The organism is Streptomyces angustmyceticus (genome assembly GCF_040701845.1).
Taxonomy (GTDB): domain Bacteria; phylum Actinomycetota; class Actinomycetes; order Streptomycetales; family Streptomycetaceae; genus Streptomyces; species Streptomyces angustmyceticus_A.
On record NZ_JBFBHQ010000004.1, the window covers coordinates 272,835 to 299,034 of the forward strand.

Consider the following 26,200-nt stretch of genomic DNA (forward strand, 5'->3'; position numbering starts at 1 on the left):
GACTCCTTCCACACAGCGCCGTAGGCCCGGCCGGCCGGGGCGGCACCCCGCACCGGGCTCACGCCATCGCGTCGGCCCAGCCGTAGGCGGCGCGGTGCTCGCGCCGGGGCGGCCCGGCGCCCACGCCTTCGAGATCGAGGTCCGCCACCCGCTGCAACTGCCCGGCGAGGTCCTTCATCGCGCGCCCGGCCGCGATCTCGTCGCCGATCTCCGGCACGTCCGGGTCCCCGGGGCTGCAGCGGGCCGTGCCGTGCCCGGTCAGCGTGGTGGTCCCGGTCCGGAGCACCACCCGTGCCTTGGTCGTGCCGTCCTCCTCGAAGAGGTAGAGACGGACGGGCCATTCGACTGTCTGTGCCATGGCTCACCTCTGCCTTCCACCGGGGGCCGCCGCCTCGGGGCCCCGGACGAAGCCGTCGTGCCCTGGGCAGCCGGCCCCGCCGGTACGAGCTCTCACCGTCATCATCCGCCTTCCGCCGCGGGGCGTCATGGCGCCGGCCACCGGCCGTCTCAGACCGTGGACGCCACCGTCTTGTGGTCACTCGTGCGGCACCACGGCCACCGGACACGGAGCGTGGTGGACGGCCGCCTGGACGACATGACCGATCCGCTGGCCGGGCAGCCGGTGCCGGTGCCGCCGGCCGACGATGAGCAGCCCGGCGTCCGCGGCGCTGTGCAGCAGGGCCGGCGCCGGACTCTCCATCACCACGCGCGCATCCACCGTCAGGTCCGGGTACTTCTCCTGCCACGGCCGCAGGGCGGCGGCCAGCTCCTGCCGCGCGTCCTGCGCCGCCTCCTCGGCGGCGACCGGCTCCACGCCGCCGCCCCGGTTGTAGGCGTACGAGGGCAGGTGCCTGCCGTGCACGACGCGCAGCGGGGCACCGCGCCGTGCGGCGCTGTCGAAGGCGAAGGCGAGCAGCGCCTCGCACGGCTCGTGCAGGCTCAGCCCCGCCATCACCTCCCCGCCCGGCTCGTCCGCCTTGGTGCCCCGCCGGGCGCGCACCAGAACCGTGGGGCAGTCGGTGTGCACCATCAGCTTCAGGCCGAGCTCGCCGAGGGCGAAGCGGGACACCGGGCCCAGGTCCCGCGAGCCCAGGACCAGCAGGTCCGACTCCGCCGCGGCCTCCTGCAGGGCCTGCTGGGGGTCCTTCGCGACCAGGGCCGGATCCACCGGGAGGTCGGGGAAGCGGGTGCGCACCGCGGTGACGGCCTCGTCCATCATCCGGTAGGGCCAGTAGTTCTGGTCGCCCTCCGGAACGGGCCCGGGCGCCGGCTCGGGCGCGAGCAGCACCCAGGCGTGCAGCAGCCGCAGGCGCGCACGCCGCAGCCGGGCTTCCTGTGCCGCCCACACGATCGCGGACAGGGACTCGGGCGTACCGTCCACACCGGCGGTGATGACATCCTTCATGGCCTCGCTCCCTTCCTGGGCGCTCGGCGCATGTGCGCCCATACCTCCAGGGTGCTCGACCTCGCGCGCTCCGGCATCAGCCACTCGGCCCGGATCCGGCGCGGGTCAGTGCGGGCCGTGCCCGGTGCCGTCCCGTCCGGTGCCGTCGCGGCCGGTGCGGTCGCGCCCGGCGGCGCCGGACGCGGACCGCGTCCCGGGGCTGCCGGCCGGCGCCCCGCCCATCATCGCGAGCATGGCCCGGCCCCCGGTGCGCACGAAGCGGTGGACCAGTGCGGCGGCGAGGACGAGGAAGGCGATGTTGAGCCAGGTGGTGTAGTTCCAGGAGACCCCGGCCATGGGGATCGTCGCGTCGGCCTGGCGGGGGATCAGCCCCAGCCCGCCGAAGACGAATTCGACGGCGTAGCCCGCGACGACGACGGCCGCGTAGAACGTGACCAGCAGGAACAGGGCCATCCTGGTCCCGTAGTACTTCCGGTAGATGTGCAGGATCGGCAGGATCAGCAGGTCGGCGAAGATGAAGGCGACCACCCCGCCGAAGCTGATCCCGCCCTTCCACAGGACCACCGCCAGCGGCACATTGCCGATGGAGCAGACGAACGAGGCGATCGCCACCAGCGGCCCGATCAGCGGCCCCCACACCTTCGCGGCCAGCGGATGTCCGTCGAAGAAGAAGGCCCGCCAGAAGCTGTCGGGCACCCAGGCCGCGATGGCCCCGGCGATCAGCAGGCCGATCACCAGGTCCTTGATGATCGCGGCCCACTCCATGACGAAGACGTGCGAGGTCGCGGTCCAGCCCTCGGAGGAGAAGAGCCGCCGCGCGAAGGACCCCTCGCGGTGTACGGACATGTCCATCGCGGCATGCCCCTCCATGGAGCCGGCCAGCCCCCGTTCGGCCTGCGCACGGGCCGGCCGCAGCAGCCGGTCGGACAGGAAGAGGCGGAACAGCACGGCCAGCACGACGATCATGACCGGGCCGCCGGTGAACTCGGCGAGGGTGAACTGCCAGCCCATCAACAGGGCCAGGATGACGCCGAGTTCGACCACCAGGTTGGTGGAGGCGATCTCGAACGCCATGGCGGCCGTGAAGTGCGCGCCCTTGCGGAACAGGGACCGGGCCAGGGCGACCGCCGCGTACGAGCAGGAGGACGAGGCGGCGCCCAGCGCGGCGGCCAGCGTCAGGGTGCGGGGACGGTCGTCGCCGAGCAGGCCGACCACGGTGGAGGTGCGCACCACCGCCTGGACGACCGCGGACAGCGCGAAGCCCAGGATCAGTGCCCAGGTGATCTCCCAGGTCATGGATCCGGCGATGGACAGTGCGTGCAGGACCGGGTGCATCGGCTGAGGTGTTCCGTGGCGTACCGCGGCTCAAACGCCCGCGCGTCCGGCGCCGGGTCAGACCCGCCCGTGCGCCTTCTGCGCCCGCCGCGACAGCGAGTCGATGACCACGGCGATCAGCAGCACCCCGCCGGTGATCATGAATTGCACGGCCGTGCGGATGCCCATGAGGGCCACGCCGGAGGCGATCGACTGGATGACCAGGACACCGAGCAGGGCCGACCAGGTCCGGCCCCGTCCGCCGAACAGGCTGGTGCCGCCGATGACCGCGGCGGCGATGGCGTCCATCAGCAGCAGGCCGGCGCCGGACGTCTGACTGGCCGAGGTCACGCGCGAGGCCAGGAACAGGCCGCCGATCGCGGCCATCGTCCCGGACACCATGAAGACCGAGATCCGGACCAGGTCCACATTGAGGCCGGTGCGGCGGGCGGCCTCGACGCTGCCGCCGAGCGCGAAGATCATGCGTCCGTAGCGCGTACGGCGCAGCACGCAGTCGAGCCCGACGAGCACCACGAGGAAGATCAACAGGGCCAGCGGGAGCCCCAGGAACTGGTTCAGGACCACGGCCGCGGCGAGGGAGATCACCGCCAGCACTCCGGTGCGCAGGAGGATCTCGCTCAGCGGCCGGGCGGGCACCCCGGCGGCCCTGCGCCGCCGCACATCGCGGTAGGAAACGAGGAAGTAGCCGGCCGTGCCGAGCGCCGCCAGGCCGTACGCGGCGGCCACATTGTTGAAGTAGTAGCTGGTCAGCATCGCGAGCAGGCCCTTGTCGTCGATGTTGATCGTGCCGTTGACGCCCAGGATGTAGAGCATCAGGCCGTTCCAGCCCAGCAGGCCCGCCAGGGTGACCACGAACGCCGGTACCCCGACCTTGGCGAAGAAGAACCCCTGCACCGCCCCGATCGCCGTGCCGCCGAGGACCGCGACCAGCAGCGCGAGCCCCTCCGGTACGCCGTGGTTCACGGTCAGCACCGCGAAGGCGGCGGCCGCGAGGCCGCTCACCGAGCCCACCGACAGGTCGATCTCGCCGAGCAGCAGGACGAAGACGACGCCCACCGCGATCATGCCGGTGCCGACGATGTCCACGGTCAGGTTGGACAGGTTGCGCGGCGAGAGGAAGTTCTCGTTGAGGCTCTCGAAGATGATCCACACCACGATCAGGCCGAGGGCCACCGGGACCGAGCCGAGCTCGCCGCTGTGGAACCTGCGCCGGAGCAGGTCGAGGGGGTTCTGCGCCCCGAAGGCGGGTGCGCGCCGTCCGGCGGCGGTCGCCGTCCCGCCCGCGGCGCCCTGCCCTCCGGGCGGTTTCTGCTTCCTGAGCGCCCAGGTCCGGCTCACGGCTGCACCTCCCACCCGGGTGTCTTGCGGCGTGTCACGGCGTTGTCCGTGGCTCCGGTGATCGAGGAGATGATCTGCTCGTGGGACGTGGTCGTCACATCGAAGAAGCCGTTGTTCCGCCCCAGCCGCAGGACGGCGACCCAGTCCGCGACCGCCTTGATGTCCCCCATGTTGTGGCTGATGAGGAGCACCCCGAGCCCGCGTTCGCGGAGCTGGTCGACGAGGTCGAGGACCTGGGCGGTCTGCTCGATGCCCAGGGCCGCGGTGGGTTCGTCGAGGAGCACGAGCCGCGGCTCGCCGAGGAGCGAGCGGGAGATCGCGACGGTCTGGCGCTGGCCGCCGGAGAGCGAGGCGACCGGGAGGCGTACGTCGGGCATCCGGATGGCCAGCATGTCGAGCAGGTCCAGGGTGAGGCGCTCCATCTCCACCTCGTCCAGCACCCCGGCCCGGTGGATCTCGCGGCCGAGGAAGAGGTTGCCGACCACGTCGAGGTTGTCGCACAGCGCGAGGTCCTGGTACACGGTGGCGATGCCCAGGTCCTGGGCCTCGTGGGGGCGGGTGATCTGGACGGGCCGGCCGTCCCACTCGATCACGCCCTCGTCGGCGGAGTCGACCCCGGCGACCACCCTGATCAGGGTGGACTTGCCGGCGCCGTTGTCGCCCACGAGCGCGACGACCTGACCGGCGCGCACCTCCAGTTCGACATCGGCCAGCGCCTGGACGGCGCCGTACCGCTTGGAGATGCCGCGCAGCGCCAGCAGGGGCGGCGCGGGTGTCGGTCGCCGGAGGGCTGAGCCGGGCTCCATGGGTACCTGCCTCACCTGGTGAGTCCCGCCTTCTGGCAGGCGGCCTCGAACTTGGGGGTGCAGATCTGCTCGATCGTGTACATGCCGTCCTTGACCACGGTCCCCTTGATGCGGTGCACCGTCACGGAGAGCGGGGTGAGCAGCACCGCCGGGATGCCCCGGGTGGTGGGGCTGTTGACCGTGTGTGTCGTGATGCCGTCGAGCTTCTTGCCGCGGCCCAGCGCGACGGCCATGGCGGCGGCGGTGCCGGCCTCGGGCGCGAAGGGCTTGTAGACGGTCATGTACTGGTCGCCGGCGACGATGCGCTGGATGGCGGCGAGTTCGGCGTCCTGGCCGGTGACGGGCGGCAGCGGAGAGATCTTGGCGGCCTCCAGGGCGGAGATGATGCCGGCCGCCAGCCCGTCGTTGGCGGAGTAGACCCCGTCGATGTGCCCGGCGCCGAGGGCCGAGATGGCCGCGGTCATGTTGCTGTTGGCGTTCTCCGGCCGCCACCCGGCGGTCTCGTAGGCCTTCCCGATCTTCACCTTGCCCTGGAGCACCGCGAGCGCGCCCTGCCGGAACCAGGCGGAGTTGGGGTCCGTCGAGTCGCCGTTCATCATGACGATCTGCGCGCCGCGCGCCTTGCTGCCGAGCGCCTTGAGCAGCGCCTCGCCCTGCAGCTCGCCGACCCTCCTGCCGTTGAAGGAGACATACGCCGACACCGGTCCCTCGACGAGGCGGTCGTAGGCGACGACCGGGATCCCCGCCGCCCGCGCGCTCTCGACCGGCGAGCGGAGCGACTTGGAGTCGACGGCGTCCAGGATCAGCACCCGGACCCGCTTGGTGATCATCGCGTCCATCTGCTGCTGCTGGGTGGCCACGTCGTGCTCCGCGCTGACGACCTCCACCGTGCACTCGGGGCACAGCTGATGGATCTTCTTCTCGATCAGCGGCTTGTCGAAGTGGTAGAGACGCGAGGTGTTGTCCGGGAGCAGCACGCCGATCTTCAGCGCGCCGCCGGCGGCGGGCCCGTCCGCCTCGTGCACCCCGCCGGCCTTCCCGCAGGCGGCCGGCCCGGCGACCAGGCACAGCCCGGCCAGGACGGCGGCAGCTCCGCGCAGACGACCACGCACCTCAGGGGACCTCCTCACCCTCGCGCGGGCCCGCCGTGCCGGCCGGGTCCCCCTCGGCGCCGAGCCGCTCGTCCGGCTGCAGGCTGATCTCGCTCCACACCTGCTTGCCACCGCTCAGCGGCACCGAACCCCAGGTCGCCGACACCGCCTCGACGAGCAGCAGCCCGCGGCCGCCGGTCGACTCCCAGTCCACGCTCGTCGGCTTGACGGGCGCCCGGGGCGAGGCGTCGTTCACCGCGATCCGCAGCCGGTCGGCGGCCAGGGTCAGATCCAGCCGCACCTCCCCCTGGGTATGGGCGATGGCGTTGGTGACCAGCTCGGACACCACCAGCAGGGCCACGTCCAGCTCCTCGGCCACGGTCCACGAGCGCAGCGTGCGGGCGGTGAAGCGGCGGGCGTGCATGACCGCGTCGGGCAGCCGCCACACCGTCCAGTGCGCCCGGGTCGGGCGGACGCGCATCCCGTCGTAGCGCAGGACCAGCACCGCCACATCGTCGTCGCGCCGTTTGGTCTCGCCGAGCAGCTGATCGGCGAGCTGCCCGGCATCGGCCGGATCGGCCCGCGCGAGCAGCTCGCGCACCCGGCGGAGGCCGTCCTCCAGGGGGAGCGCGGCCGATTCGGCCAGCCCGTCCGTGAGCAGTACGAGCACGGTGCCGGGGGCCAGGCCCACCTCGGTCAGCGGGAACTCGCCGTCCGCGGCCACCCCCAGCGGGGGACCGCCCTCGACCGACAGCTCCTCGGTGCTGCCGTCGGGGAACCGCAGCAGCGGCGGCAGATGCCCGGCCCGGACGAACCAGGCGATGCCCTCCTCCATGTCGAGGTCCACATAGCAGCAGGTCGCGAAGAGATCGGTCTCCATGCCGAGGAGCAGCCGGTTGGCGTGGGAGAACACCACATCGGGCGGGTGGCCCTCGACCGCGTAGGCCCGGATGGCGGTCCGCATCTGGCCCATGATCGTGGCGGCGCCGGCGCTGTGGCCCTCCACATCGCCGATGACGAGTGCGATATGGCCGTCGGACAGCGGGATGACGTCGTACCAGTCGCCGCCCACTTCGAGCCCCATCGTGGCGGGCAGGTAGCGGGCGACCGCCACCCCGCCGGGCAGCGACGGCAGCTTGCGGGGCAGCAGACTGCGCTGGAGCATCGTGGCGAGCTCGTGCCCGGCGTCCAGCGCATGGGCACGGACGAGGGCCTGGCCCACCAGCCCCGCCGTCGCGGTCAACAGGGACCGTTCCTCCGGTCCGAACCGGTGCTCCTCGTCCCAGCCGACCAGGCACACCCCGACGATCCGGCCCTCGGACGGCAGCGGCAGGACGGCGAGCCCGCCGGGCCCGATCCCCGCCAGGCCGGGTTCGAGCGCCGCGTCGGGAGGCCACAGGGCCACATGGCCGGCCCGCAGCATGCTCTCCAGCGTGGGCATCGCATGGCACGACGCGTCGGGCCACTCGGAGCGCCATTCGGAGCGCCACGCCGCGGGCCAGGCACCGGGCTCCGGCGGGTCGAGGACGGACACCACGAACCGGTCGGCCTCCAGCTCCGCCACCGCCACCCGGCTCGCCTCCAGGGGCGCCCGCAGGGTGGCGACCACCACCCGGCCGACGTCGCGGATCGTCGTGGCGCCGGCCAGCGCGGCGGACAGCTGCTGCACGAGGGAGACCTCGTCCGCGCTGGGACGCAGGTAGGAGGCGTCGGCGACCACGCCCAGCATCCGTTCCGGGGTCCCGGCGGCGTCGACCAGCACCCGGCAGCGCAGGCTCAGCCAGCGGAGTTCGCCGTTGGGCCGGCGGATCCGGATCGACAGCTGCTGGCCGGGGGAGGGCAGCCGGCCCGGCTCGACGATCGACATCAGCGCGGGCAGATCGTCCGGCGCGGTGTGTGCCAGCAGCGTCTCCACCCGCCGGTCGAACTGCTCCGGGGCGACCCCGAACAGCTCCAGCACGTGGACGTCCGCGTCGATCCGCCCGGTGGCCAGCGTCAGGGTGAACGCGCCGCCCCGGAGGGTGTCCAGCCCCGGCCCCAGCAACGACCGCCGCTCCGTACGGGCCATGACCCGGGCCGCGACCGCCTCCAGCCCCGCGGACACCTGGTCGGCGTGCAGCTCCAGCAGATGGCGGCGGTCGGCGTCGAAGGCGTCCGGTGCCTTGTCCATGACGACCAGGCACCCCAGCCGCTTGGCGTCCCCGCCGAGCGGCAGCACGGCCAGCGAGACATCGGACGGCAGCATCCCGGCGCCGTCCCAGGGCGGTGCGTCCGCGCCGCCCGGAGTGGTGACGCCGTAGTGCGCGAGCTCGGCCGGGCTCAGCCAGAGGGGGAGGCCGGTGCGGAACGACGCGGCCACCGGGGAGTTGCCGGACAGCGGGAAGCCGGTCGGTAGTCCGTGGAGGCCGCCGGAGCCGCCGACCATCTCGGCCAGCTGAAGATCGCCGCCCCCCTCGGCGGGCACATAGACGGCGGTCAGCTCAGCCCCGGTGGACCCAAGGATCCGTGCGGTCACTGCCTGCACCGCCTCCGTGTGCCGGAAGCCGTCGTCGTAAGCCACGGTCGCCGTATCCGCTCTCCGGGGCCGGAGCGTCCACCCCGCCACCGGCTCGCCGGACATGTCGTCATTCACGGCCTCCTCTCCATGGTGCGGCACGCAGCAAGGGAGCAGCTAGTCGGAGCGGGGGCCACGGCGGGCGGCCGGCGGGCTCCCGCACGGGGCTGGCGACCGCCGGGGCGGGGAGCCTCCGCACTGCTGACGCACCGGACGCCCGGCGCGTCAGTCCGGCGTCAGGACGGCGGCCCCCTGCACCCGGTCGGCGGCCAGGTCCTCCAGCGCCTGCGGAGCCCGGCTCAGCGGGTAGGGGCTGACGGTGACCCGGATGCCGATCCGTGCCGCGGTCGCCAGGAACTCCCGGCCGTCCTGCCGGGTGTTGGCGGTCACGCTGCGCAGGTTCCGCTCGTAGAAGAGATGCCGCTGGTAGTGGAGCGCGGGGATGTCGGAGAGATGGATACCGGCCACGGCGAGGGTGCCCGCACGGTCGAGCGCCTCCAGCGCCACCGGCACCAGCTCGCCCACGGGGGCGAAGAGGATCGCCGAGTCCAGCGGTTCGGGAGGGCGGTCGTAGGCGCCGCCGGCCGAGGACGCGCCCAGCGCCAGGGCGAGTTCACGGGCCCGCGCCGACCGGGTCAGCACATGCACGGTCGCGCCCTCGGCCAGGGCGACCTGGGCGGCCAGATGGGCCGAGGCACCGAAGCCGTAGATCCCGAGCCGGCCACCGGAGGGCAGCGCGCTGCGGCGCAGCGCGCGGTACCCGATGATCCCAGCGCACAGCAGCGGCGCCAGCAGCGTCGCGTCCTGGCCGTCCGGGAGCGGGTAGGCGTAGTCGGCGGGCACGAGAGCGGTCTCCGTGAAGCCGCCGTCGGCGTCCCAGCCCGTGTAACGCGATTCCGGGCAGAGGTTCTCGTGGCCCGCCCGGCAGTACCGGCAGACCCCGCAGGTGCCGCGCAGCCAGGCGCCGCCGGCCCGGTCACCGGCCCGGAACGCCGTCACCGCCTCGCCGACGGCGACCACCCGGCCGACGATCTCATGGCCCGGGACGGTCGACGGACGGTGCGGCGGCAGGTCCCCCTCCGCCAGATGCAGGTCCGTACGGCACACCCCGCAGGCCTCCACGCTGAGCACCAGGTCCCCGGGGCCCGGCTCGGGGACCGGACGGCGGACGGGGGCCAGCGGCCCGGAGGCGATCGGGCCGGGACGCCGGACGACCCAGCCGGACACCGTGTCCGGGCCTGCAACGGGGGCCATGTCCCCAGGATGGCGCCCCTCGCGGGGCCGGACAAACGGTGCCCCGCCGGAGCCCGTCGGCAGGCCGGAGCCCTCGCCGCGCGGCGTCACCGGGCGCCGGCGAGCGTGCCGCCGCGCGCCCGGGTCACGGGCCGGGGATCCGGCTGGAGTGTTTCCGCGATCGGCCTGGCCGGGGAGCCCTAGCCGAAGAGCGTCGTCAGCTTCTGCCGCATCCTGGCCAGCAGGCCCTTCCGGGCCGGGGGCACGGGCGCGGGGACGGCCGTCGGCGGCTCGGCCTGCGGGCGCGCCGGGGTGCGCGGCCGCGGCGTGGTGGCCTCGTCGGCGGGGGTGGGTGCGGGCACCTTCTTCGTGCGGACGGCCTCGGCGCGGACGAGCGCGCCCAGGGCGGCAAAGACATCGAGGGGCATGCCAGATCTCCTGCGGTGGAAGTCCCGAGAGCTGATGACGGCAGACCGCGCTCGCCCCATGGCCCGCTTGCGGGGTGGGGTGGGGGACGCGGCCGGGCCGGCTCAGCAGCGCAGGACGGCCACGCGGGGTGGCGATGCGGGGGCGGCGGCCAGGACGGCGGCCCCCGAAGAGAGGTCCCGGGACGCGGTGAGGGGCAGGGCGGCGGGGGAGTCCCCGAGCGCCTTGCCGCCGGACCCGGTGGGGACCTGATGGCGCAGATGGCAGGCGGAGGCGTCGCACAGGCGGCGGACGCCGCTGCCCGGATGTTTCCCGCCGCCGGTGGACGCCGGCACCGGGCCCGCCGTGACGCAGGGCCGGGCGGCGGGGTCGGACAGCGCGGGGGCGGCGGCGTGGGGAGGACAGCCGTGGGCACCGGGGTCCGGCGTGTGGGAGCAGCCGGTGGCGAGCGCGGCGTGCAGGAGGGCCAGCAGCACGACGAACATCAGCACGCGCCGGCGGCCCGCGGCCGCGGAGGCACCGGTGCCGACGGTGTCGCGCATGCGCATCTCCCACCCTTCTCCGAAGGAGGGAATCCCCGGGAAGCGGGCAGGACACTCGCGATACGCCGCAAGAGGCTACAAAACCACTCGTTCCGGCTATGTCATCGCACTCCCGGACCTCGCACCTGCGCTCCTCGGCGGCGCGGCCCGCTTCCGGCCGGTGCGGCCCCGGCCGTCACCGCCCCCAGGACGTGCCGCGCCGCGCGGAACCGCCGTCGGCGGCATCGCTCGCATAGCGTCCGTGGAAGTGCGTGAATCGCTCCAGCGGGTCGCCGTCCATGGTCCACGGCCAGATCGTCGCCACCCCGCCGGTGGCGCGCAGCGCGATCCCCGCCTCGGTCGTCCGGCCGGCCTTGACCAGCGCGTAGGCCAGCAGGTTGAGATCGGCCAGGGCCGCCGCGTGCCGGAGGAACCCCGTGCCCGGCCAGTAGTGCGCGGCCTGGTCGAGAGCCCGGGCGGCGTCGGGGCGCCGCCAGATCTCCCCGGCGCCCAGGGCCGTCATCCCGCCGTCGGCGACCGCGCGCTGGTGGCTGCGGACGAGCGAGGTGAGCTCCAGGCCGACGGCGGGGGCATCGGGCGGCATCAGGGAGCGGACGCCGTCGAGCAGGTCCAGCACCAGGGCGCTGGAGCCGCACTCCTCCGGCGAGAGGTAGCCCAGGGCCTGCAGGTGCGCCTCGCGGTTCCAGGGGTCGCGGGCCTTGATCTCGCGCCAGATCGCCGCCAGTTCCGTGGAGGGGCGCCGCTGGACGCGGAGCGTGGCCAGGTGCAGGGTCCAGGGGGTGGGGTCGTCGGGGAGCAGCTCGGCGGCGAGCCGGCAGGTCTCGCGGGTGGCGTCGAGGTCGACGGAGGAGTCCTGCTGCCGGGCCTGGATCAGGTCGGACCAGGCGTGCAGCAGCAGTGCGCCGTGGTCCTTGGGGCTGTGCTGGCGCCAGATGCCGGGCAGCGAACGCCCCGCGGCGGAGGCCAGCACGCCCAGGCGGTGGGCCTTGCGGTCCCAGTCCTGGCCGGCTTCGTTGATCACGTCCGCCATCAGGGCCATGACGGCGGTGTCCAGCGAGCCGCGGGACCAGCAGGTCTCGACGCGTCGCCGCACCCGCCCCAGGGTCACGTCGTCGAGCTCGGGGACGAGGCGGGGAAGGCTGCCTTTGCGGCGTCTGAACGCGGGCATGTGTGTCGGCGGCCTTCCGGTCGTGGGCGCGTGGGCGGAGAGGAAAGGTGCGGGTGGCTAGCAGGCTAGTGGCACCGCTGTGCCGTACGGACAGCGGGTGCGGAGCACACCGCCGGCCGTACGGCACGGCGTTCGGTGACCGGTCGGCCACCCGGTGACTAGCGGGAGGTGACGGCCGACTTCTCGGCGGCGGCGCGGCCGAGCCGGTCGCGGACCAGGGACACCCCGACCACCACCACGGCCAGGAGCACCGACAGCAGCACCTGGATGCGGCCGCCGCCCTCGCTGTCGTCGGTGAGCATGTAGACCAGCACGAACGAGATCATCGCGATCGTCGCCCAGGTCAGGTACGGGAACAGCCACATCCGGACGACCAGCTTCTCCGGGTTCTCGCGCAGGATGATCCCGCGCATCCGCAGCTGCGAGAAGCAGATGACCAGCCAGACGAACAGCGCGACCGCGCCGGAGGAGTTCAGCAGGAACTGGAACACCGTGGTCGGCCACAGGTAGTTGAAGCCGACCGCGATGAAGCCGAAGAGGACGGAGGCGAGGATCGCGGCCTGCGGGACGCCCCGCGTGTTCGTCCGGGCGAAGGCCTTCGGGGCGTCGCCGCGCTGACCGAGCGAGAAGGCCATCCGGGAGGCGGTGTAGAGGCCCGAGTTGAGGCAGGAGAGCACGGCGGTCAGCACGATCACGTTCATGATCTGGCCGGCGTGCGGGATGCCGATCGAGTCGAGGGCCGCGACGTAGGAGCCCTTCTTGGCGATCGAGGGGTCGTTCCACGGCAGCAGGGAGACGACCACGAGGATCGAGCCGAGGTAGAAGATGCCGACCCGCCAGATCACGCTCTTGGTGGCCTTGGTGACCGCGCGCTGCGGGTCCTCGGACTCGCCGGCGGCGAGGGTGACGATCTCGCTGCCCATGAAGGAGAAGACCACCATCAGCACGCCGGTGAGGATCGCGGTGGGCCCGTGCGGCAGGAAGCCGCCGTGTGCGGTGAGGTTGCTGAAGCCCGTCGCCGCGTTGTCGGAGCCGGGCAGCACGCCGAAGATCGCCAGTCCGCCGAGGGCTATGAAGGCCGCGATGGCGACGACCTTGATGCCCGCGAACCAGAACTCGAACTCACCGAACGAGGCGACCGAGGCGAGGTTGGTGGCGGTGAGGACGATCATCACGATCAGCGCCCAGGCCCACTGCGGGACGGCCGGGACCCAGCTGGTGAGGATCGCCGCGCCGGCGGTCGCCTCCACGGCGAGCACCACGACCCAGAAGAACCAGTACAGCCAGCCGATGGAGAAACCGGCCCAGCGGCCGAGCGCCCGGTCCGCGTAGGCGGAGAAGGAGCCGGAGGTCGGGTTGGCGGCGGCCATCTCACCGAGCATCCGCATCACGAACACGACGAGCGCGCCCACCAGGGCGTACGACAGCAGGATGCCGGGGCCGGCCGCGGCGATGCCGGAGGCGGAGCCCACGAACAGGCCGGCGCCGATGACCCCACCCACTGCGATCATGGACAGATGGCGGTTCTTGAGGCCCGACTGCAGCCCTGACTGTCCTGGATCCTGCCCGTTGCCGGGCGGTACGGGGGGTGCTGCCACGGAGCTGGGGGGAGGTGTAGTCATCTGACATCCATTGAGGGTTGGAGGGTCATCCGTGTGGTGACTGCTGGGTTCGCCTCGGTGGCCGGACGCACGAAAGGACCGGGTGCCGGCAGGCGGTCATGGTCCTGGCGACGTGCGGAGACGCGACGAGCGGGTCGCGGCCTCCGGATGCCCTGCGCGGGTGGGGGAGCGCTGATCGCACCTCCGCGCGGTGGCCCGCCTCCTTGTGGGGGGTGAGCCGCATCACGTCCGGATTGGGATTTGCGTAAGCGTATGTGGCGGTGCGCGGCGGCGTATTTGTGAGAGAGGACAAAGTCCCTCTCAAGCGCTGTACATCAGGCCAATGAAGATTGGCGAAAAAGAGGCTCGCGCTCCGGGGGGCGTGTGGTGGACGTGATGCGCCGGCCCCGGTCCTTCCCTGTGCCGGCAGGGCCCTGGGCGGCCGCTGGTGCGGGCGGACAACGCGGCCGGCGAACCCTTGGCCGCAGGGACAGATGCCCCGGACCACGAGCCCCCTAGCGTGAGTCCGGCCCTGTCACCGGCCGACGAGCAAGGGGACTCCATGGCCACGCTTCCCTCCGCCCGACAGACCCGCACCGCCCCGCCGCACGCCGTGCCCGCCACCCCACCAGGGGCGGACGACGGCAGCGGGTCGGCGGGCACAACGCCGGGTGAACGGCGCGCCGACGCCCCGGCGGGAGAACCGCCGGAGCGCCCGGCGGGACCGGAGGACACGGTCACCGGGGCCGAGGAGCCGGGAGCGATTCCGGCCACGGGCCCGGCCGGCCAGGACGCCGGGACGGTGGTGATCGGCGCCACGACGCTCGCCCGCCGGGTCTGCGCCTCCCTGGGGGAGAGCGGACACCCGGTCGACCACCTCGCCGCACCGGACGACCACGACCTCCGCCGGGCGCTCGCCGCACGGCCGGCCGGGGTGGCCGTGCTCGTGGGCGACGACCTGTCCGCACTGCGCTACGCGCTCGCGGTGCGCCACGTCTGCGACTCCGTCCGGATCGTCGTCACCGTCTTCGACCGCACCGTCGCCCAGCAGCTCCGGCTGCTGCTGCGCGACTGTGTGCCGGTCTCGCCCGCCGACCTGCTGGCGCCCACGCTGGCCGGCCTGTGCGTGGACCCCGGCGCCCTCGCCGTCTGGGACGACGGGCACGGTGCGGTGGCGGTCCGGCGGGACGGGGCGCACCTGGTGGAGACGCCCTGGCGGGCGAGCACGGGCGCCCGGCGGCGCGCGCTGCTCGGGCGGCTGCGGGGGCAGTTGCAGCCGCATGACGCCGATGCCCGGCTGCTGCTCATCGGGCTGCTGGGGATCGCCGCCGTCCTCGCCCTGGACTGGCTGTGGCTGGTCGCCGTCTTCCACCGGCCGGCCAGTACCGCCTTCCTGGAGGCCGCCCGGGTCGTCGCCGGGGTGGGACCCGCCGCACCGCACCCCGGCCATCCCGGCTACGAGGTGGTGTCCGCGGTGGCGATGCTGGTGACGGTGGGGTTCACCGCGCTGCTGACCGCGGGCATCGTCGACCGGCTGATCGGCCCCCGGCTGGTCGGCGTCCTGGGGCCGCGGGTGCTGCCCCGCGCCGGTCACGTCATCGTGGTGGGGCTGGGTCAGGTGGGCCTGCGGCTGTGCCAGACCCTGCGTCAGCTGGGGGTGCCCGTCGTCGGGGTCGAACGCGAGCCCGCCGCCCCGAACCTGCGCCTCGCACGGTCGATGGGGATACCGGTGGTGCTGGCGCACGGCGAGGACCGTGCGGTGCTGGCGCGGCTCGGACTGGGGCGGGCGCGGGCGCTCGCCGCCGTCGGCTCCCACGAACTGGACAACATCGCCGTCGCGGTCGCCGCCCATGGTGTGGCACCGGACGTCCGGGTGGTGCTGCGGGCCGGTGAGGACGAGGCGATCGCCGAGACCCGCTCGCTGCTGCCCCTCGGGCTGACCCGCGACATCACCAGGACCAGCGCGGCCTATGTGACCGCCCATCTCACGGCCTGCCCCGCCGGCGCCCCGCCGCGACGGGTCGTGGCCGACACCGACTGCGACCACGTCGACCTGCCGGGACGCGGTCTCGTCGGCCGGCCCGTCGCGGCGCGCGACGACTGCGGCCACGTGTCCGGCGGGCACGAACGCGACGGTGCCCGCAGCGCGCAGGGAGCGCGATGAAGAACGGCGTGCCGAGGGCGCCGCGGCCGGACCTGCGCCACCCCGGGATCAGTCCGTCCCGTTGCCGGACCCGTCCTCGGACGGCATGCTCTGCTCGGTCCAGATGATCTTGCCGGTCGGGGTGTAGCGGGTGCCCCAGCGCCGGGTGAGCTGCGCGACGATGAACAGCCCGCGCCCGCTCTCGTCGGTGGTGCGGGCATGCCGCAGCCGCGGCGAGGTGCTGCTGCCGTCGGAGACCTCGCAGATCAGGGCGTCCTGCCGGATCAGGCGCAGCGTGATCGGGCCGGCGGCGTGGCGGATCGCGTTGGTGACCAGTTCGCTGACGATCAGTTCCGTGGTGAACAGCAGCTCGTCCAGGCCCCACTCGGACAGCTGCCGGCCGGCGAGGGCGCGGGCGTTGCCGACCACGGCCGGGTCGGTGGGCAGGTCCCAGGAGGCGACCTGGTGGGCGTCCAGGGCGTGGGTCCGGGCCAGCAGCAGCGCGGCGTCGTCCGAGGGCGGCCCGGTCAGCAGCGCCTTGACCGCCCTGCCGCCGATGTCCTTGAGGGTCTGTCCGGGCACCGCGAGGGTGTCGCTCAGCCGGGACAGCCCCACACCGATGTCCCGGTCGCAGGTCTCGATCAGGCCGTCGGTGTAGAGCGCGATCAGGCTGCCCTCGGCCAGTTCGCGTTCGACGGACTCGAAGGGCAGCGTCCCGAGGCCGAGCGGCGGTCCGGCGGGCAGGTCGGCGCAGTCCACGGCCCCGTCCGGGCCGACGATCAACGGCGGCAGATGACCGGCGCGCGCCATGCTGCACCGCCTGCCGACCGGGTCGTAGACGGCGTACAGGCAGGTGGCCCCCATGAACGTCGAGGCCACGCTCGGGTCCTGGGGGTCCGCCGCCGGGTCGCTGCCCTGCGTCGTCACCAGGCCGATGACCAGGTCGTCCAGCCGGGCCAGCAGTTCGTCGGGCGGCAGGTCCAGGTTGGCCAGCGTGCGCACGGCGGTCCGCAGCCGCCCCATCGTGGCCGCGGCGTTGATGCCGTGTCCGACGACGTCGCCCACGACCAGCGCGACCCGCGCCCCGGACAGCGGGATCACATCGAACCAGTCGCCGCCCACACCGCTCGGGGCGTCCGCGGGGAAGTACCACGACGCCACCTCCAGGGCCGAGCCGCCGGTGAGTTCGTGCGGCAGCAGGTTCTGCTGCATCACCCGGGCCGCGGTCCGCTCGCGGGTGAAACGGCGCGCATTGTCGACACACACGGCGGCCCTGGCCACCAGCTCCTCGGCCAGCCGCACGTCGTCCGCCACGAAGGGCCCCAGACGGCGGGACCGGAAGAACGTCGCCGCGCCCAGGGTGATCCCCCGGGCCTGCACCGGCGCCACCATCACCGAGCGGTACCCGAATTCACGGATCACCGCCGCCCGGACCGGGTCCTCGGTCACCCAGGAACTGGTGGCGAAGTCCAGGACCGGTTCGACGAGGGACTCGCCCTTGAGCAGACAGCGGGCGATGGGCGACGACGGGGACCGCTGGACGGCCTCCCCCACGGCCAGCCCGGCCTCCGGGCAGCCCTCGTGGACCGACTGCTGGCCGGAGCGGCGCATGACGGGGGTGCTGTCGACCGGCCCGGGAACCGGCTCGTCGCCCCGCAGGACCGAGTCCAGCAGGTCGACGGCGACGAAGTCGGCGAGCGCCGGCACGGCGACATCGGCCAGCTCCTGTGCGGTCCGGGTGACGTCCAGCGTGCTGCCGATCCGCACGCTGGCGTCGTTCAGCAGCGCCAGGCGTTCCTGGGCCCGCCAGCGTTCCGTGACGTCGATGACCATGTACCACAGGCCGATGCGCCGGCCCTGCGGGTCCTCCAGGCCGAAGAAGGACGCCGAGTAGGCGCGCTCCTGGTGGGGGTCGGCGTAGGTGGGGCTGCGGAACTCGTAGTCCATCACCGGCCGCCCGGTCTTCAGGACCCGCCGCATCCGCTCCTCGAACGCCTCGGCCTCCAGCCGCGGCAGCACCTCCGCCACCGGCTTGCCCAGCCGCCGGTCGAGGGGGATCAGGTGCTCCAGCACCTCGTTCACCCAGACGTACCGCAGGTCGGTGTCGAGGACCGCCATGCCGACCGGTGCCTGCGCCAGGAAGGGTTCCAGCATCAGCTGGTTCACCCCGCCACCCGGCATCCGCCACTCCTCCAGCGCCAGGACCGACCAGCGTTCCCGGCCGGTGCTGTCGAGAAGCGGCGTGACCTGCACCGCCAGCTGCAGATCCCGGCCGTCCCGGTGGCGCGCCGCCACCGAGCCGCCCCAGCCGTCCCCCGCCCGGCACCACCGGGCGACGGCGGCCGCCCGCGCCTCGTCCCCGGGGAGGGCCAGCAGCTCCGCCGCGGGACGGTGCAGGACCTCCTCGGCCGGGTATCCGAGCAGACCCTCCGCCGCCCGGGTCCACGCGACGACCAGCCCCTGTCCGTCCAGCTCGGCCGTGGCCGCCTTCGCCATGTCCCATGCGGGGCCCGACCCGCTCGGCACGGCATTCTCCGAGGTCATCATCGCCAGCCCGTCAGCTCATTGGAGCAATATCGCCCAGTTTAGGAGAATTTTGGACCAACGGCGGGTCGCGCGGTCCGGACCCGTGCGAGGACGGACCGGCCAGCGTGCGCGGCCGCCGCGACGGGCGCGGGGGGACGGGAACGGGCCGTCGCGACCCCGGCCCCGCTCCGGCACCGGGCCGTCTCCAGGTCCCGGACCGCGCCCCGCCTCAGAGCGCGGACGGCAGCCGCAGCTGGAGCATCGCCAGCAGTCGCTGATCCGGACGGCCGAGGTCGAGGCCGGTCAGCTCCTCGGCCCGGCGGATCCGGTAGCGCAGCGTGTTGGGGTGCACATGCAGCTCGGTGGCGGCGGCCCGTACGTCGCCGAAGGCGTTCAGATAGGCGAGGACCGACTCGGCCAACTGCCCCTGGCTCCGGCTGTCGTGGGCGACCAGCGCGGTCAGCCGGGGATCGCGCATCTCCGGATGCCTGGAGAGCAGCCGCAGCACCTCGCTGACCAGCACCTCCGCCTGGATGTCCGGCAGCGCGGCGACCGTGGTGGCGACCCCGGCGCTCACCATCGCATCGAGGATCCGGTCCGCCTCCCGCCGCGACTCGGGAACCTCCCCGAGCCCCGGCACGATGCAGCCGACGGAACCGCGCAGCGACATGCCCAGATGCCGGCGGGCGGCCTCGGTGATCGCCTGTCCCCAGCCGCGCAGCGTGCCGACGTCGATGCTGCGCGGCAGCTGCGGCAGCAGCACGTAGATCCGCGCGTCGACCTGGGTGACCAGGGCGCTGCGGTGCCGGGCGGCGGTGTGCACCGAGATCAGGTTGCTCACCTCCGAGCGGGTCAGCTCCGACGGGCTCGCCCCGGCGTTCCCGTACGAGAAGCCCAGGACGGCGGCCGGGCGGGCGGCGTCCAGCGCCAGGTGGCTGGCGAGGGGCTGGGGGCCGGTGCTGCCCTCCAGCAGTCCGGCCGCGAGGGTGCGGGTCAGCGTCAGGTCCGCGGACAGCTCCCGGCGCCGGCGCACCAGGTGGAGCGCCGCGACCCGGGCCGCGCCCAGCAGCGCCTGGTCCGCGTGCTCGGTCAGCGGCGCCGAGCCCTCCTGCACCCAGATCGTGCCCAGTTGCCGTTCCCCGGACCGGATGGCCACCGCCAGTCGCCGCCGGATGCCCAGCTCGGGGTGGCTGTCGATACAGATCACCTCGTCGGAGGCGCGCAGCCGCTGGAACACGCCCCATTTCCGCAGCCGCGTCAGGTACGCCTCCGGCCCCTGCCAGCCCAGGATGGACAGCCGCCGCAGGTCGTCGACCTCGTCGGAGTCGGTGGAGCGGGAGTAGGCCAGCACGCGGTTGGCGGTGTCCTCGATGCTGACGATGCCGCCGGTCAGGACGGCGGTGGTCTGCGCGAGCGAGAAGAGGTCGCCCTCCTCGGGGCCCTCGCCCGGGCGCCCGTGCGGCACGCTCTCCAGGGCCGCGCGGGCCAGTGCGTCCACCTGCTCCCAGCGCGCCTCGCTCCGTACGGACAGCAGCGCGATGCCGGCCTCGACGGCGGTCGCACTGAGCGCCGCGGCCTGTCCGGGGGTGTCCAGCTTGACCGCGACGGCGGCGGCGCCGTCGCGCCCGCCGGCCCGCAGCGCGGGGAAGGCGGCGCGGCCGCGGGCGCCTATGGCGAGCACCAGCTCGCCGGGCTGGGTGATCGGCGGGTCCTCGGGGTCCAGCAGCGCGACGCTGCGGATTTCGACGTCCAGCCCGGCGGGCGCGGCCTGCAGCTCCACCAGGGGCTCGCCCAGCGACATCAGCAGCTGGCGCAGGCTGATGCCGGCCGGGCTTGGCGAGGCCGCCGCAGCGGGTTCCGGGGCCGGCACCTCTGCCGGATCAGGCTGGCCCGGGCTCCTGGGGCTGCTGGCCATCTCGCAGGCACTTCCGATCACGTCATGTCGGGCTTCGGTCGGCCCAGGGGTGGGCCACCGCCGCACGTATGAGCCACGCCCACAGTACTGATGCTATCCGCCGGGGCCGTCGGAGCCGGGGTGGAAGCGGGGCCCCGCGCCGGGCCCCCGCGCCGTGTCCACGGTGGCGTGGACACGGCGCTCCGGCTCCGGCGGCGCTCCGGCGGCGCGCGCCCGCCGCCTCGTCAGGTGGTACGGCCCCGCTGGGAGCCGAGCGGGGGCTCCTGGCGGAAGGCCCACCGCATCTTCGGCTCCATGGCGAAGCGCAGGGCGCGCTGGACCGGTGGGGTGCACAGCAGCGTCACGATCGCCCCGGCGAGCACGGTGACGGCGACGGCGCCCCACGGGGTGTGGACCCAGGCGGCGTCGTACCAGTCGAACCAGCGCGAGGCCTTGGCCAGGAAGCCGTGCAGCAGGTAGCCGTAGAGCGTCCCGGCGCCCAGTACCGTGCACCACGTCCGGCGGCCGGGCACCCAGGCCAGGAAGCAGGCCGTGAGGACCAACGAGCAGCCGAACATGGCCAGTTGCATCATGATGCCGCACCACCACGGCACGCCCAGCTTCTGCGCGCTGTCGGTGTGGTAGAACCACGCGTCGTTCATCCGCGGCACGGCCCAGTACGCGAAGGCCAGCGCGGCCACGAGGACGGGTACCGCGGCAATCCGCGCGGCCCAGCAGCGCACCAGGTTGAAGTGCTCCGCCTCCAGGCACATGCCGAGGACGAAGAACGGCAGGAACTGCATGACGCGTTGCAGGTCCAGGTCGGTGCCGAGGCTCGGGGAGACGGAGGCCGCCAGGGCGATCGCCAGGGCCAGCGGCACCGGCCACCGCACGATCCGCCACAGCGGGGAGGTGAGCCGCCACAGGAAGAGCGCGACCAGGAACCAGGTGAGGAACCACGGGTCCCACAGGTCGACCGAGAAGCTGGTGAGGTCGCCGGCCCAGTACCGGAAGACCGCATAGGCCGTCTGGAAGAGGAGATACGGGACGACGACGCCGGTGACCAGCCGCTGCAGCCGGTCCCGGCGCATGTCGAAACTACGGGAGAAGTACCCGGATATGACGGTGAACGCGGGCATGTGGAACGCGTAGACGAAGATGTACAGTGCGGCCGCGCTCCGGCTGCCGGCGTAGAGCGGCTCCCAGGCGTGGCCCAGCGCCACCAGCACGATCGCCAGGTATTTGGCGTTGTCGAAGAACGCGTCGCGGTGTTTTCGCGGGGGCGGTGACGCCCGCTCGGCCGGGGCGCCGGCCGGGGAGCGGGTGGCGGCGCCGGGCTGCCGCTCGGCGGGCGCGGGCCGGTCGGTGTCCGGCAGGGCGGAGGTGTGGGGGAGCGGGCTCACGAGACGGCCTCCCAGTGGTCGGTCGGCCGTCGGGTCCTTCTCGCCGTGGTGGTGGGGGCGATCACTGCGACGATCGTGGTGAGCGGCATCCTGGCTCCTCGTGTGGCTGGTGCGGACGGGTGAAGGACCCTACCGGCGCCGGGTGGTGCTCCTGGTGCGATCCGGCCGGGGCCGGTGGACCACAATGCTGCGTGGGCCGTCGCCGACCCCGGTGCGCCGACGGACCGGAGGCAGGCCGGCGCCCCCGGCCGTGGCGCAGCTCCCCCTCCGGTCGTCTACAGTGCTGTAGACCATCTGGGGCACTGTAGACGCCGGGACGCGCGGGACGCATCCCGGCCCATCACGGGAGGGACTGACGCCATGGCCCGGTGCCCGGCCCCCGACCCTCCTGTACGTCGCCGGTCCCGGCCGCCGTTCATCCGACCCGCGTCCCGGTGGTCCGCCGGACCCTTCGCTTCGGTCCGGCGGCCCGCCCCCCAGTACAGTCGCCTCACCGACCTGTGCGCCGGGGCGGACGCGTGGGCGGGCGAGGCCGGAGCCGTCCCCGGGGCCCGCCCCGGCCGGCCTGCCGAGGGCGCCGACGCCCCCGCGCCCGTGCCGTACGCCCCGCCCCAGGACCCGACGCCCACCGCACCGCGGCGCACCCGTGCCGCCCGTCCGCACCCACCCGAGAAATGGATCCCATGAGCGCGATCAGCATCGGCCAAGCCGTCGTCCTCGGAGCCGTCGAGGGGGTGACGGAATTCCTCCCGGTCTCCTCCACCGGGCACCTCAAGATCGCCGAGGGGCTGATGGGAATCCCCGTCAACGACAAGACCGTGGTCGGCTTCTCGGCGGTCATCCAGGTCGGCGCGATCGCCGCGGCGCTCCTCTTCTTCTCCAAGGACATCGTGCGCATCGTGGGCGCGTGGTTCCGCGGGCTGCGCAACCGCGAGGAGCGCTACCACCACGACTACAAGTTCGCCTGGTGGGTGATCTACGCCACCATCCCGATCGTCGTCGTCGGCCTGGCCGCCAAGCCCCTGATCGAGGGCCCGCTCGCGTCCCTGTGGGTGGTGGCCGGGTCGCTGATCATCGGCAGCGGCGTGATGTGGGCGGCGGACCAGATGGGCCGCCACAAGCGCGGGGAGGACGACACCTCCCTCAAGGACGCCATGTGGGTCGGCTGCTCGCAGATCCTCGCCCTCCTCTTCCCGGGCTTCTCCCGCTCCGGCGCGACGATGTCCACCGCCCTCATCCTCGACCTGGAGCGCGTCGCGGCCACCCGCCTCTCCTTCTTCCTCGGCATCCCGGCCCTCACCGGAGCGGGCATCTACGAGCTGAAGGACGCCGTCGGCAGCGGCGCCGCCGTCGCCCCCCTGGCCATCGGCACCGTCGTCTCCTTCGCCGTCGCCTACGCCTCGATCTCCTGGCTGCTGAAGTTCGTGGCCAAGCACTCCTTCAACTCCTTCGTGATCTACCGGATCCTCGTCGGCGCGCTGCTCTTCGGCCTGCTGGGCATGGGCGTCCTGTCCTGACGACCGCAGCGGGCCCCGGCGCCGGCCGCCGGGACCCGCGGGCCGCGGCGGGGAAGGGCGCCCGAACGGGACCCGCATCGCGGCCGGACGCCCGCCGGGCCGCGGCCCGGGCCGCACGGAGACCGGCGCCACGCCGGAGCGGGCCCTGCGGCCGCCCGGGGCCGGTCCGGCGGATCATGGCCGGGGCGCGCAGGAGGCGGGCCCCGGTGCCCCGGGAGGTGGCCTTGTCGCACGAGGATGGCCCGACGGCGGACCGGGACGCCGACCCCGCGCGCCCGACCGCCCTGCTGCGCACGGTGGAAGACGCCGCCGAACGCATCGGCACCACCCTGGACGAGCAGACCACCTGCGCCGAGCTCGCCCGGTTCCTGTGCCGGCACCTGTGCGACGCCGCCGCGGTGGACCTGCGCGACGAGGAGGGCACCGGGGCCCGCTCGCGCTCCCCGGCGGAGCTGCGGCGGGTGGCGACGGCGGGCCTGGTCGGGGTGCTCGAAGCCCGGCTCCCCGACGACGGCCCCGAGCGGCCCGGCGGCCGGTCGCTCGCGCTGCGGGCCCTGGCCGAGGGGCAGTCCGTCACCGCGACCGCAACCCTGCCGGGGGGCCGCTCCGCCGGGGCGCTGTCGGTGCCGCTCCTCGCGCAGGGCCACCGCCACGGCGCACTGCTGGCCCTGCGTGCGGGCGGCAGCTTCACCGCGGACGAGACCGCCACCGTGCGCTTCCTGGCCCGCCTCACCGCGGTCCAGCTCGCCCACGCCCGCCGCTACGCCGTGGTCCAGCGCACCGCCATGGACCTGCAGCGCGCGCTCCTCGCCGAGCCGGGCAAACCGCACCCCAACCTGGAGCTCGCCACCCGCTATCTGCCCTCCGGCAGCAGCGCGCTGGTCGGCGGCGACTGGTTCGAGACGGTGCGCCTCCACTACGGCCGGACCCTGCTCGTGATGGGCGACGTCATGGGGCACGGTCTCGACGCGGCCGTCGACATGAACGCCTACCGCTCCCACCTGCGCTATGTCGCCTCCACCGATCTGCCGCCCCATCGCGTGCTCCGCCAGCTCGACGCCGCCGTCGCCGGGGACGAGTCCCGCCGCCCGGCGACCTGCCTGCTGGCCCAGGTCGATCCGGCGCGCGGCATCGCCGCCTTCGCCAGCGCCGGCCACCTCCCTCCGGTGGTCTTCGGCAGCGAGGGCGCGGCCGACCTCGTCCGGGTCCCGGTCGGCCCGCCCCTGGGCACCGGGGCCGGTGGCTACGAACTCGTCACCCGCACCCTGACCTCCGCCGACACCCTGCTGATGTTCACCGACGGCCTCGTCGAGCGGCGCGGCGAGGACATCGACGCCTCGCTGGCCCGGCTGGCCCGGCTGCGGCTGCCCGCCGGCGCGGGGGTGGCGGACGTGCTGGACGAGGTCCTGCTCCGGCTCGACGGCCCGCACGCCGAGGACGACGTCGCCGTCCTTGCCGCGCGTCCCCGCCACCGCCCGGAGGCGGAGCCCGCCGCGCCCGCCCCGGTCCGTGCCGGGCGCACCCCTCCCGGCTGATCCGGAAAGCCAACTGAACGCGCCCGGGGTGCAGTCCGTACAGAAGGGTGTGCCGCGGGATTTTCCCCGATTCCCGGCCCGGCCCGGCCTTCCTGTGGTCCCGGGCCCCGCGGCCGCTCCGCCGGTGTTTCCCCTGGCACCACGGAGCGGCCGCCTTCACCTCCGCGGGCGCGGCCCGCACCGGTCCGACGACCCGCCACCGCCCCCGATGTGACGGCCCATCAGCTGTGGCGCGTCCCGTCCACGGGGCGTGTGTCCAGGTCAACGGCCTACTCGATACGATTCCTGCTGCTGCCGGACCAGCCGGCCGAGGCCGCTTCACGCCGACGTCATACGGGGGTTTCCACATGTTCGGAATCGTCAGGCCCTGCACCCATCGCCTGTCGCACGGGCTCAAGGCGGAGTGGATGGCCCATCTGTGCGGTCTCTGTCTCGCCCTGCGTGGTGATCACGGGCAGTTCGCCCGGGTGGTCACGAACTACGACGGCCTGATCGTCTCCGTGCTGACGGACGCCCAGTCCGGCCCCGAGCGGAGCCGCCGCCGCACCGCGGGGCCCTGCCCGCTGCGGGGCATGCGGACCGCGTCGGTGGCGCAGGGGGAGGGCGCGCGCCTGGCGGCCTCGGTGTCCCTGGTGCTCGCCTCGGCGAAGATACGCGACCATGTCGCCGACGGGAACGGGGCGTTGCGCCGCCGCCCGGTGGCCGCCGCCGCGCGCAAGGTCGCCGCGGGCTGGGACCGGGCCGGGGCACGCACCGGTGCCGCCCTCGGGTTCGACACCGCCGTCCTCGTCGACGCCGTCGACCGGCAGCTGGGCATCGAGGAACTGGCCGGGCCCGGCACACCGCTGACGGTCGTCACCGAACCGACCGAGACGGCGACCGCCGCGGCCTTCGCGCACACCGCGGTCCTTGCGGGCCGGCCGGGCAACGCCGCGCCGCTGGCCGAGGCCGGCCGGCTCTTCGGACGGCTGGCCCACCTCCTCGACGCGGTGGAGGACCGGGCGGCGGACGCCGCCGAGGGCGCCTGGAACCCGCTCGCCGCCACCGGCGCCACCCTCGCGCAGGCCCGCCGGCTGTGCGACGACGCCCTGCACGGCATCCGCCTCGCGCTGCGCGACGTGGAGTTCGCCGACTCCGCCCTGGTGCACGTACTGCTGGTGCACGAGCTGCGCCGCTCGGTGGACCGCGCGTTCGGCACGGTCTCCTGCTCCCACCAGGGCCATGGCGCGCCGGGGCCGTACGACGGCCAGGGCGGGAACCCGTACCGGAACGGCGGGTCGTACGGTCGGCCTCCCCAGTACGGCCAGGCACCGGCCGGCGGCTCGTACGCCCACGGACAGCAGCTGAACGGGCCGCAGCACCCCTACGGCGGCGGCCCGATGGGACCCGGCGGTCATGGCGGTGGTCACGGGGGCGGATCCGGCGGCGGGGGCGGGTTGCCGCACCTCCCGCAGCAGCCGAAGAAGCCGCGCGGCTTCCTCGCGGGCTGTGCGGTCGCCATCGGGCTGTGCTGCACCTGCAAGCTCTGCTGTGCCGAGGAGTACGAGGGTCCCTGGTCGCGCAAGAAGCGCGAGGGGTGCTGCCACAAGTGCGACTGCGACGGTTGTGATTGCTGCGACTGCTGCAGCTGCTGCGATTGCTGAGCGGAACACGACCGCGGTCGTGCTCCGCCCTGTTCGCCTT

The 26,200-nt window shown here is 73.9% G+C and carries 19 protein-coding genes; 4 read left to right on the forward strand and 15 right to left on the reverse strand.

All coding sequences use genetic code 11. From position 1 onward, the window contains the following. Positions 1–58 precede the first annotated feature (58 nt). From AB0411_RS12100 to AB0411_RS12155, 12 genes are all read right to left on the reverse strand, one after another. Entirely contained in the window at positions 59–358 is a 300-nt protein-coding gene (locus AB0411_RS12100; RefSeq protein WP_366417162.1) for a dsRBD fold-containing protein, read from the reverse strand. A 177-nt stretch (positions 359–535) separates the two neighbouring features. Next, on the reverse strand, positions 536–1,405 hold the full coding sequence (locus AB0411_RS12105) for a universal stress protein (protein WP_366417163.1): 870 nt from the start codon (positions 1,403–1,405) through the stop codon (positions 536–538). A 105-nt stretch (positions 1,406–1,510) separates the two neighbouring features. Then, positions 1,511–2,740, reverse strand: coding sequence for a permease (locus AB0411_RS12110; RefSeq protein WP_366417164.1), 1,230 nt, complete (start codon positions 2,738–2,740; stop codon positions 1,511–1,513). A 57-nt stretch (positions 2,741–2,797) separates the two neighbouring features. After that, the gene (locus tag AB0411_RS12115) at positions 2,798–4,078 is read right to left on the reverse strand and encodes a sugar ABC transporter permease (RefSeq protein WP_403147983.1); all 1,281 of its coding nucleotides are present in this window, start codon (positions 4,076–4,078) and stop codon (positions 2,798–2,800) included. Next, complete coding sequence (locus AB0411_RS12120; protein WP_366417165.1) at positions 4,075–4,884, reverse strand: ATP-binding cassette domain-containing protein; 810 nt, start codon at positions 4,882–4,884, stop codon at positions 4,075–4,077. Before AB0411_RS12120 ends, AB0411_RS12115 begins: the two co-directional genes overlap by 4 nt. An 11-nt stretch (positions 4,885–4,895) precedes the next feature. After that, positions 4,896–5,996, reverse strand: a complete 1,101-nt coding sequence (locus tag AB0411_RS12125; protein ID WP_366417166.1) for a sugar ABC transporter substrate-binding protein — start codon at positions 5,994–5,996, stop codon at positions 4,896–4,898. Position 5,997: 1 nt separating this feature from the next. Next, the gene (locus AB0411_RS12130) at positions 5,998–8,595 is read right to left on the reverse strand and encodes a SpoIIE family protein phosphatase (protein WP_437041910.1); all 2,598 of its coding nucleotides are present in this window, start codon (positions 8,593–8,595) and stop codon (positions 5,998–6,000) included. 159 nt (positions 8,596–8,754) lie between these two features. Continuing rightward, positions 8,755–9,783 carry a zinc-dependent alcohol dehydrogenase family protein gene (locus AB0411_RS12135; RefSeq protein ID WP_366417167.1) on the reverse strand — a complete coding sequence of 343 codons (1,029 nt, stop codon included), beginning with the start codon at positions 9,781–9,783 and terminating at the stop codon, positions 8,755–8,757. A gap of 179 nt (positions 9,784–9,962) precedes the next feature. Beyond that, on the reverse strand, positions 9,963–10,190 hold the full coding sequence (locus tag AB0411_RS12140; RefSeq protein ID WP_366417168.1) for a hypothetical protein: 228 nt from the start codon (positions 10,188–10,190) through the stop codon (positions 9,963–9,965). Positions 10,191–10,292: 102 nt separating this feature from the next. After that, the gene (locus tag AB0411_RS12145; RefSeq protein ID WP_366417169.1) at positions 10,293–10,730 is read right to left on the reverse strand and encodes a hypothetical protein; all 438 of its coding nucleotides are present in this window, start codon (positions 10,728–10,730) and stop codon (positions 10,293–10,295) included. A gap of 175 nt (positions 10,731–10,905) precedes the next feature. Then, positions 10,906–11,898, reverse strand: coding sequence for a hypothetical protein (locus AB0411_RS12150; protein WP_366417170.1), 993 nt, complete (start codon positions 11,896–11,898; stop codon positions 10,906–10,908). A 158-nt stretch (positions 11,899–12,056) separates the two neighbouring features. Beyond that, positions 12,057–13,520 (reverse strand): amino acid permease, encoded by a 1,464-nt coding sequence (locus AB0411_RS12155; protein ID WP_366417171.1) that lies wholly within the window; start codon positions 13,518–13,520, stop codon positions 12,057–12,059. A gap of 541 nt (positions 13,521–14,061) precedes the next feature. Here AB0411_RS12155 and AB0411_RS12160 point away from each other — a divergent pair. Beyond that, the gene (locus tag AB0411_RS12160) at positions 14,062–15,663 is read left to right on the forward strand and encodes an NAD-binding protein (protein WP_366417172.1); all 1,602 of its coding nucleotides are present in this window, start codon (positions 14,062–14,064) and stop codon (positions 15,661–15,663) included. 48 nt (positions 15,664–15,711) lie between these two features. On the opposite strand, the gene AB0411_RS12165 is transcribed toward AB0411_RS12160, so the two are convergent. The 3 genes from AB0411_RS12165 to AB0411_RS12175 all read right to left on the reverse strand — a co-directional run bounded on the left by AB0411_RS12165 (position 15,712) and on the right by AB0411_RS12175 (position 21,465). After that, positions 15,712–18,189: a SpoIIE family protein phosphatase gene (locus AB0411_RS12165; RefSeq protein ID WP_366417173.1), complete on the reverse strand. Its 2,478-nt coding sequence runs from the start codon at positions 18,187–18,189 to the stop codon at positions 15,712–15,714. Between the two features lie 208 nt (positions 18,190–18,397). Continuing rightward, complete coding sequence (locus tag AB0411_RS12170; RefSeq protein WP_366417174.1) at positions 18,398–20,083, reverse strand: helix-turn-helix domain-containing protein; 1,686 nt, start codon at positions 20,081–20,083, stop codon at positions 18,398–18,400. Positions 20,084–20,307: 224 nt separating this feature from the next. Beyond that, complete coding sequence (locus AB0411_RS12175) at positions 20,308–21,465, reverse strand: acyltransferase family protein (RefSeq protein ID WP_366417175.1); 1,158 nt, start codon at positions 21,463–21,465, stop codon at positions 20,308–20,310. Between the two features lie 683 nt (positions 21,466–22,148). On the opposite strand from AB0411_RS12175, the gene AB0411_RS12180 reads away from it, so the two are divergent. From AB0411_RS12180 to AB0411_RS12190, 3 genes are all read left to right on the forward strand, one after another. After that, the gene (locus tag AB0411_RS12180; RefSeq protein ID WP_366417176.1) at positions 22,149–22,982 is read left to right on the forward strand and encodes an undecaprenyl-diphosphate phosphatase; all 834 of its coding nucleotides are present in this window, start codon (positions 22,149–22,151) and stop codon (positions 22,980–22,982) included. Positions 22,983–23,158: 176 nt separating this feature from the next. Continuing rightward, positions 23,159–24,517: a PP2C family protein-serine/threonine phosphatase gene (locus AB0411_RS12185; protein WP_437041778.1), complete on the forward strand. Its 1,359-nt coding sequence runs from the start codon at positions 23,159–23,161 to the stop codon at positions 24,515–24,517. Between the two features lie 347 nt (positions 24,518–24,864). Then, positions 24,865–26,160, forward strand: a complete 1,296-nt coding sequence (locus AB0411_RS12190; protein WP_366417177.1) for a DUF5685 family protein — start codon at positions 24,865–24,867, stop codon at positions 26,158–26,160. Positions 26,161–26,200 lie beyond the last annotated feature (40 nt).

Excerpts from the sequence above, each read along its gene's own strand:
- AB0411_RS12140 (WP_366417168.1), bottom strand. The coding sequence starts at position 10,190 with ATGCCCCTCGATGTCTTTGCCGCCCTGGGCGCGCTCGTCCGCGCCGAG.
- AB0411_RS12105 (WP_366417163.1), bottom strand. The coding sequence starts at position 1,405 with ATGAAGGATGTCATCACCGCCGGTGTGGACGGTACGCCCGAGTCCCTG.
- AB0411_RS12160 (WP_366417172.1), top strand. The coding sequence starts at position 14,062 with ATGGCCACGCTTCCCTCCGCCCGACAGACCCGCACCGCCCCGCCGCAC.
- AB0411_RS12170 (WP_366417174.1), bottom strand. The coding sequence starts at position 20,083 with ATGGCCAGCAGCCCCAGGAGCCCGGGCCAGCCTGATCCGGCAGAGGTG.
- AB0411_RS12190 (WP_366417177.1), top strand. The coding sequence starts at position 24,865 with ATGTTCGGAATCGTCAGGCCCTGCACCCATCGCCTGTCGCACGGGCTC.
- AB0411_RS12150 (WP_366417170.1), bottom strand. The coding sequence starts at position 11,898 with ATGCCCGCGTTCAGACGCCGCAAAGGCAGCCTTCCCCGCCTCGTCCCC.
- AB0411_RS12145 (WP_366417169.1), bottom strand. The coding sequence starts at position 10,730 with ATGCGCGACACCGTCGGCACCGGTGCCTCCGCGGCCGCGGGCCGCCGG.
- AB0411_RS12165 (WP_366417173.1), bottom strand. The coding sequence starts at position 18,189 with ATGATGACCTCGGAGAATGCCGTGCCGAGCGGGTCGGGCCCCGCATGG.
- AB0411_RS12180 (WP_366417176.1), top strand. The coding sequence starts at position 22,149 with ATGAGCGCGATCAGCATCGGCCAAGCCGTCGTCCTCGGAGCCGTCGAG.
- AB0411_RS12155 (WP_366417171.1), bottom strand. The coding sequence starts at position 13,520 with ATGACTACACCTCCCCCCAGCTCCGTGGCAGCACCCCCCGTACCGCCC.
- AB0411_RS12120 (WP_366417165.1), bottom strand. The coding sequence starts at position 4,884 with ATGGAGCCCGGCTCAGCCCTCCGGCGACCGACACCCGCGCCGCCCCTG.
- AB0411_RS12110 (WP_366417164.1), bottom strand. The coding sequence starts at position 2,740 with ATGCACCCGGTCCTGCACGCACTGTCCATCGCCGGATCCATGACCTGG.
- AB0411_RS12135 (WP_366417167.1), bottom strand. The coding sequence starts at position 9,783 with ATGGCCCCCGTTGCAGGCCCGGACACGGTGTCCGGCTGGGTCGTCCGG.
- AB0411_RS12185 (WP_437041778.1), top strand. The coding sequence starts at position 23,159 with ATGGCCGGGGCGCGCAGGAGGCGGGCCCCGGTGCCCCGGGAGGTGGCC.
- AB0411_RS12130 (WP_437041910.1), bottom strand. The coding sequence starts at position 8,595 with ATGTCCGGCGAGCCGGTGGCGGGGTGGACGCTCCGGCCCCGGAGAGCG.
- AB0411_RS12100 (WP_366417162.1), bottom strand. The coding sequence starts at position 358 with ATGGCACAGACAGTCGAATGGCCCGTCCGTCTCTACCTCTTCGAGGAG.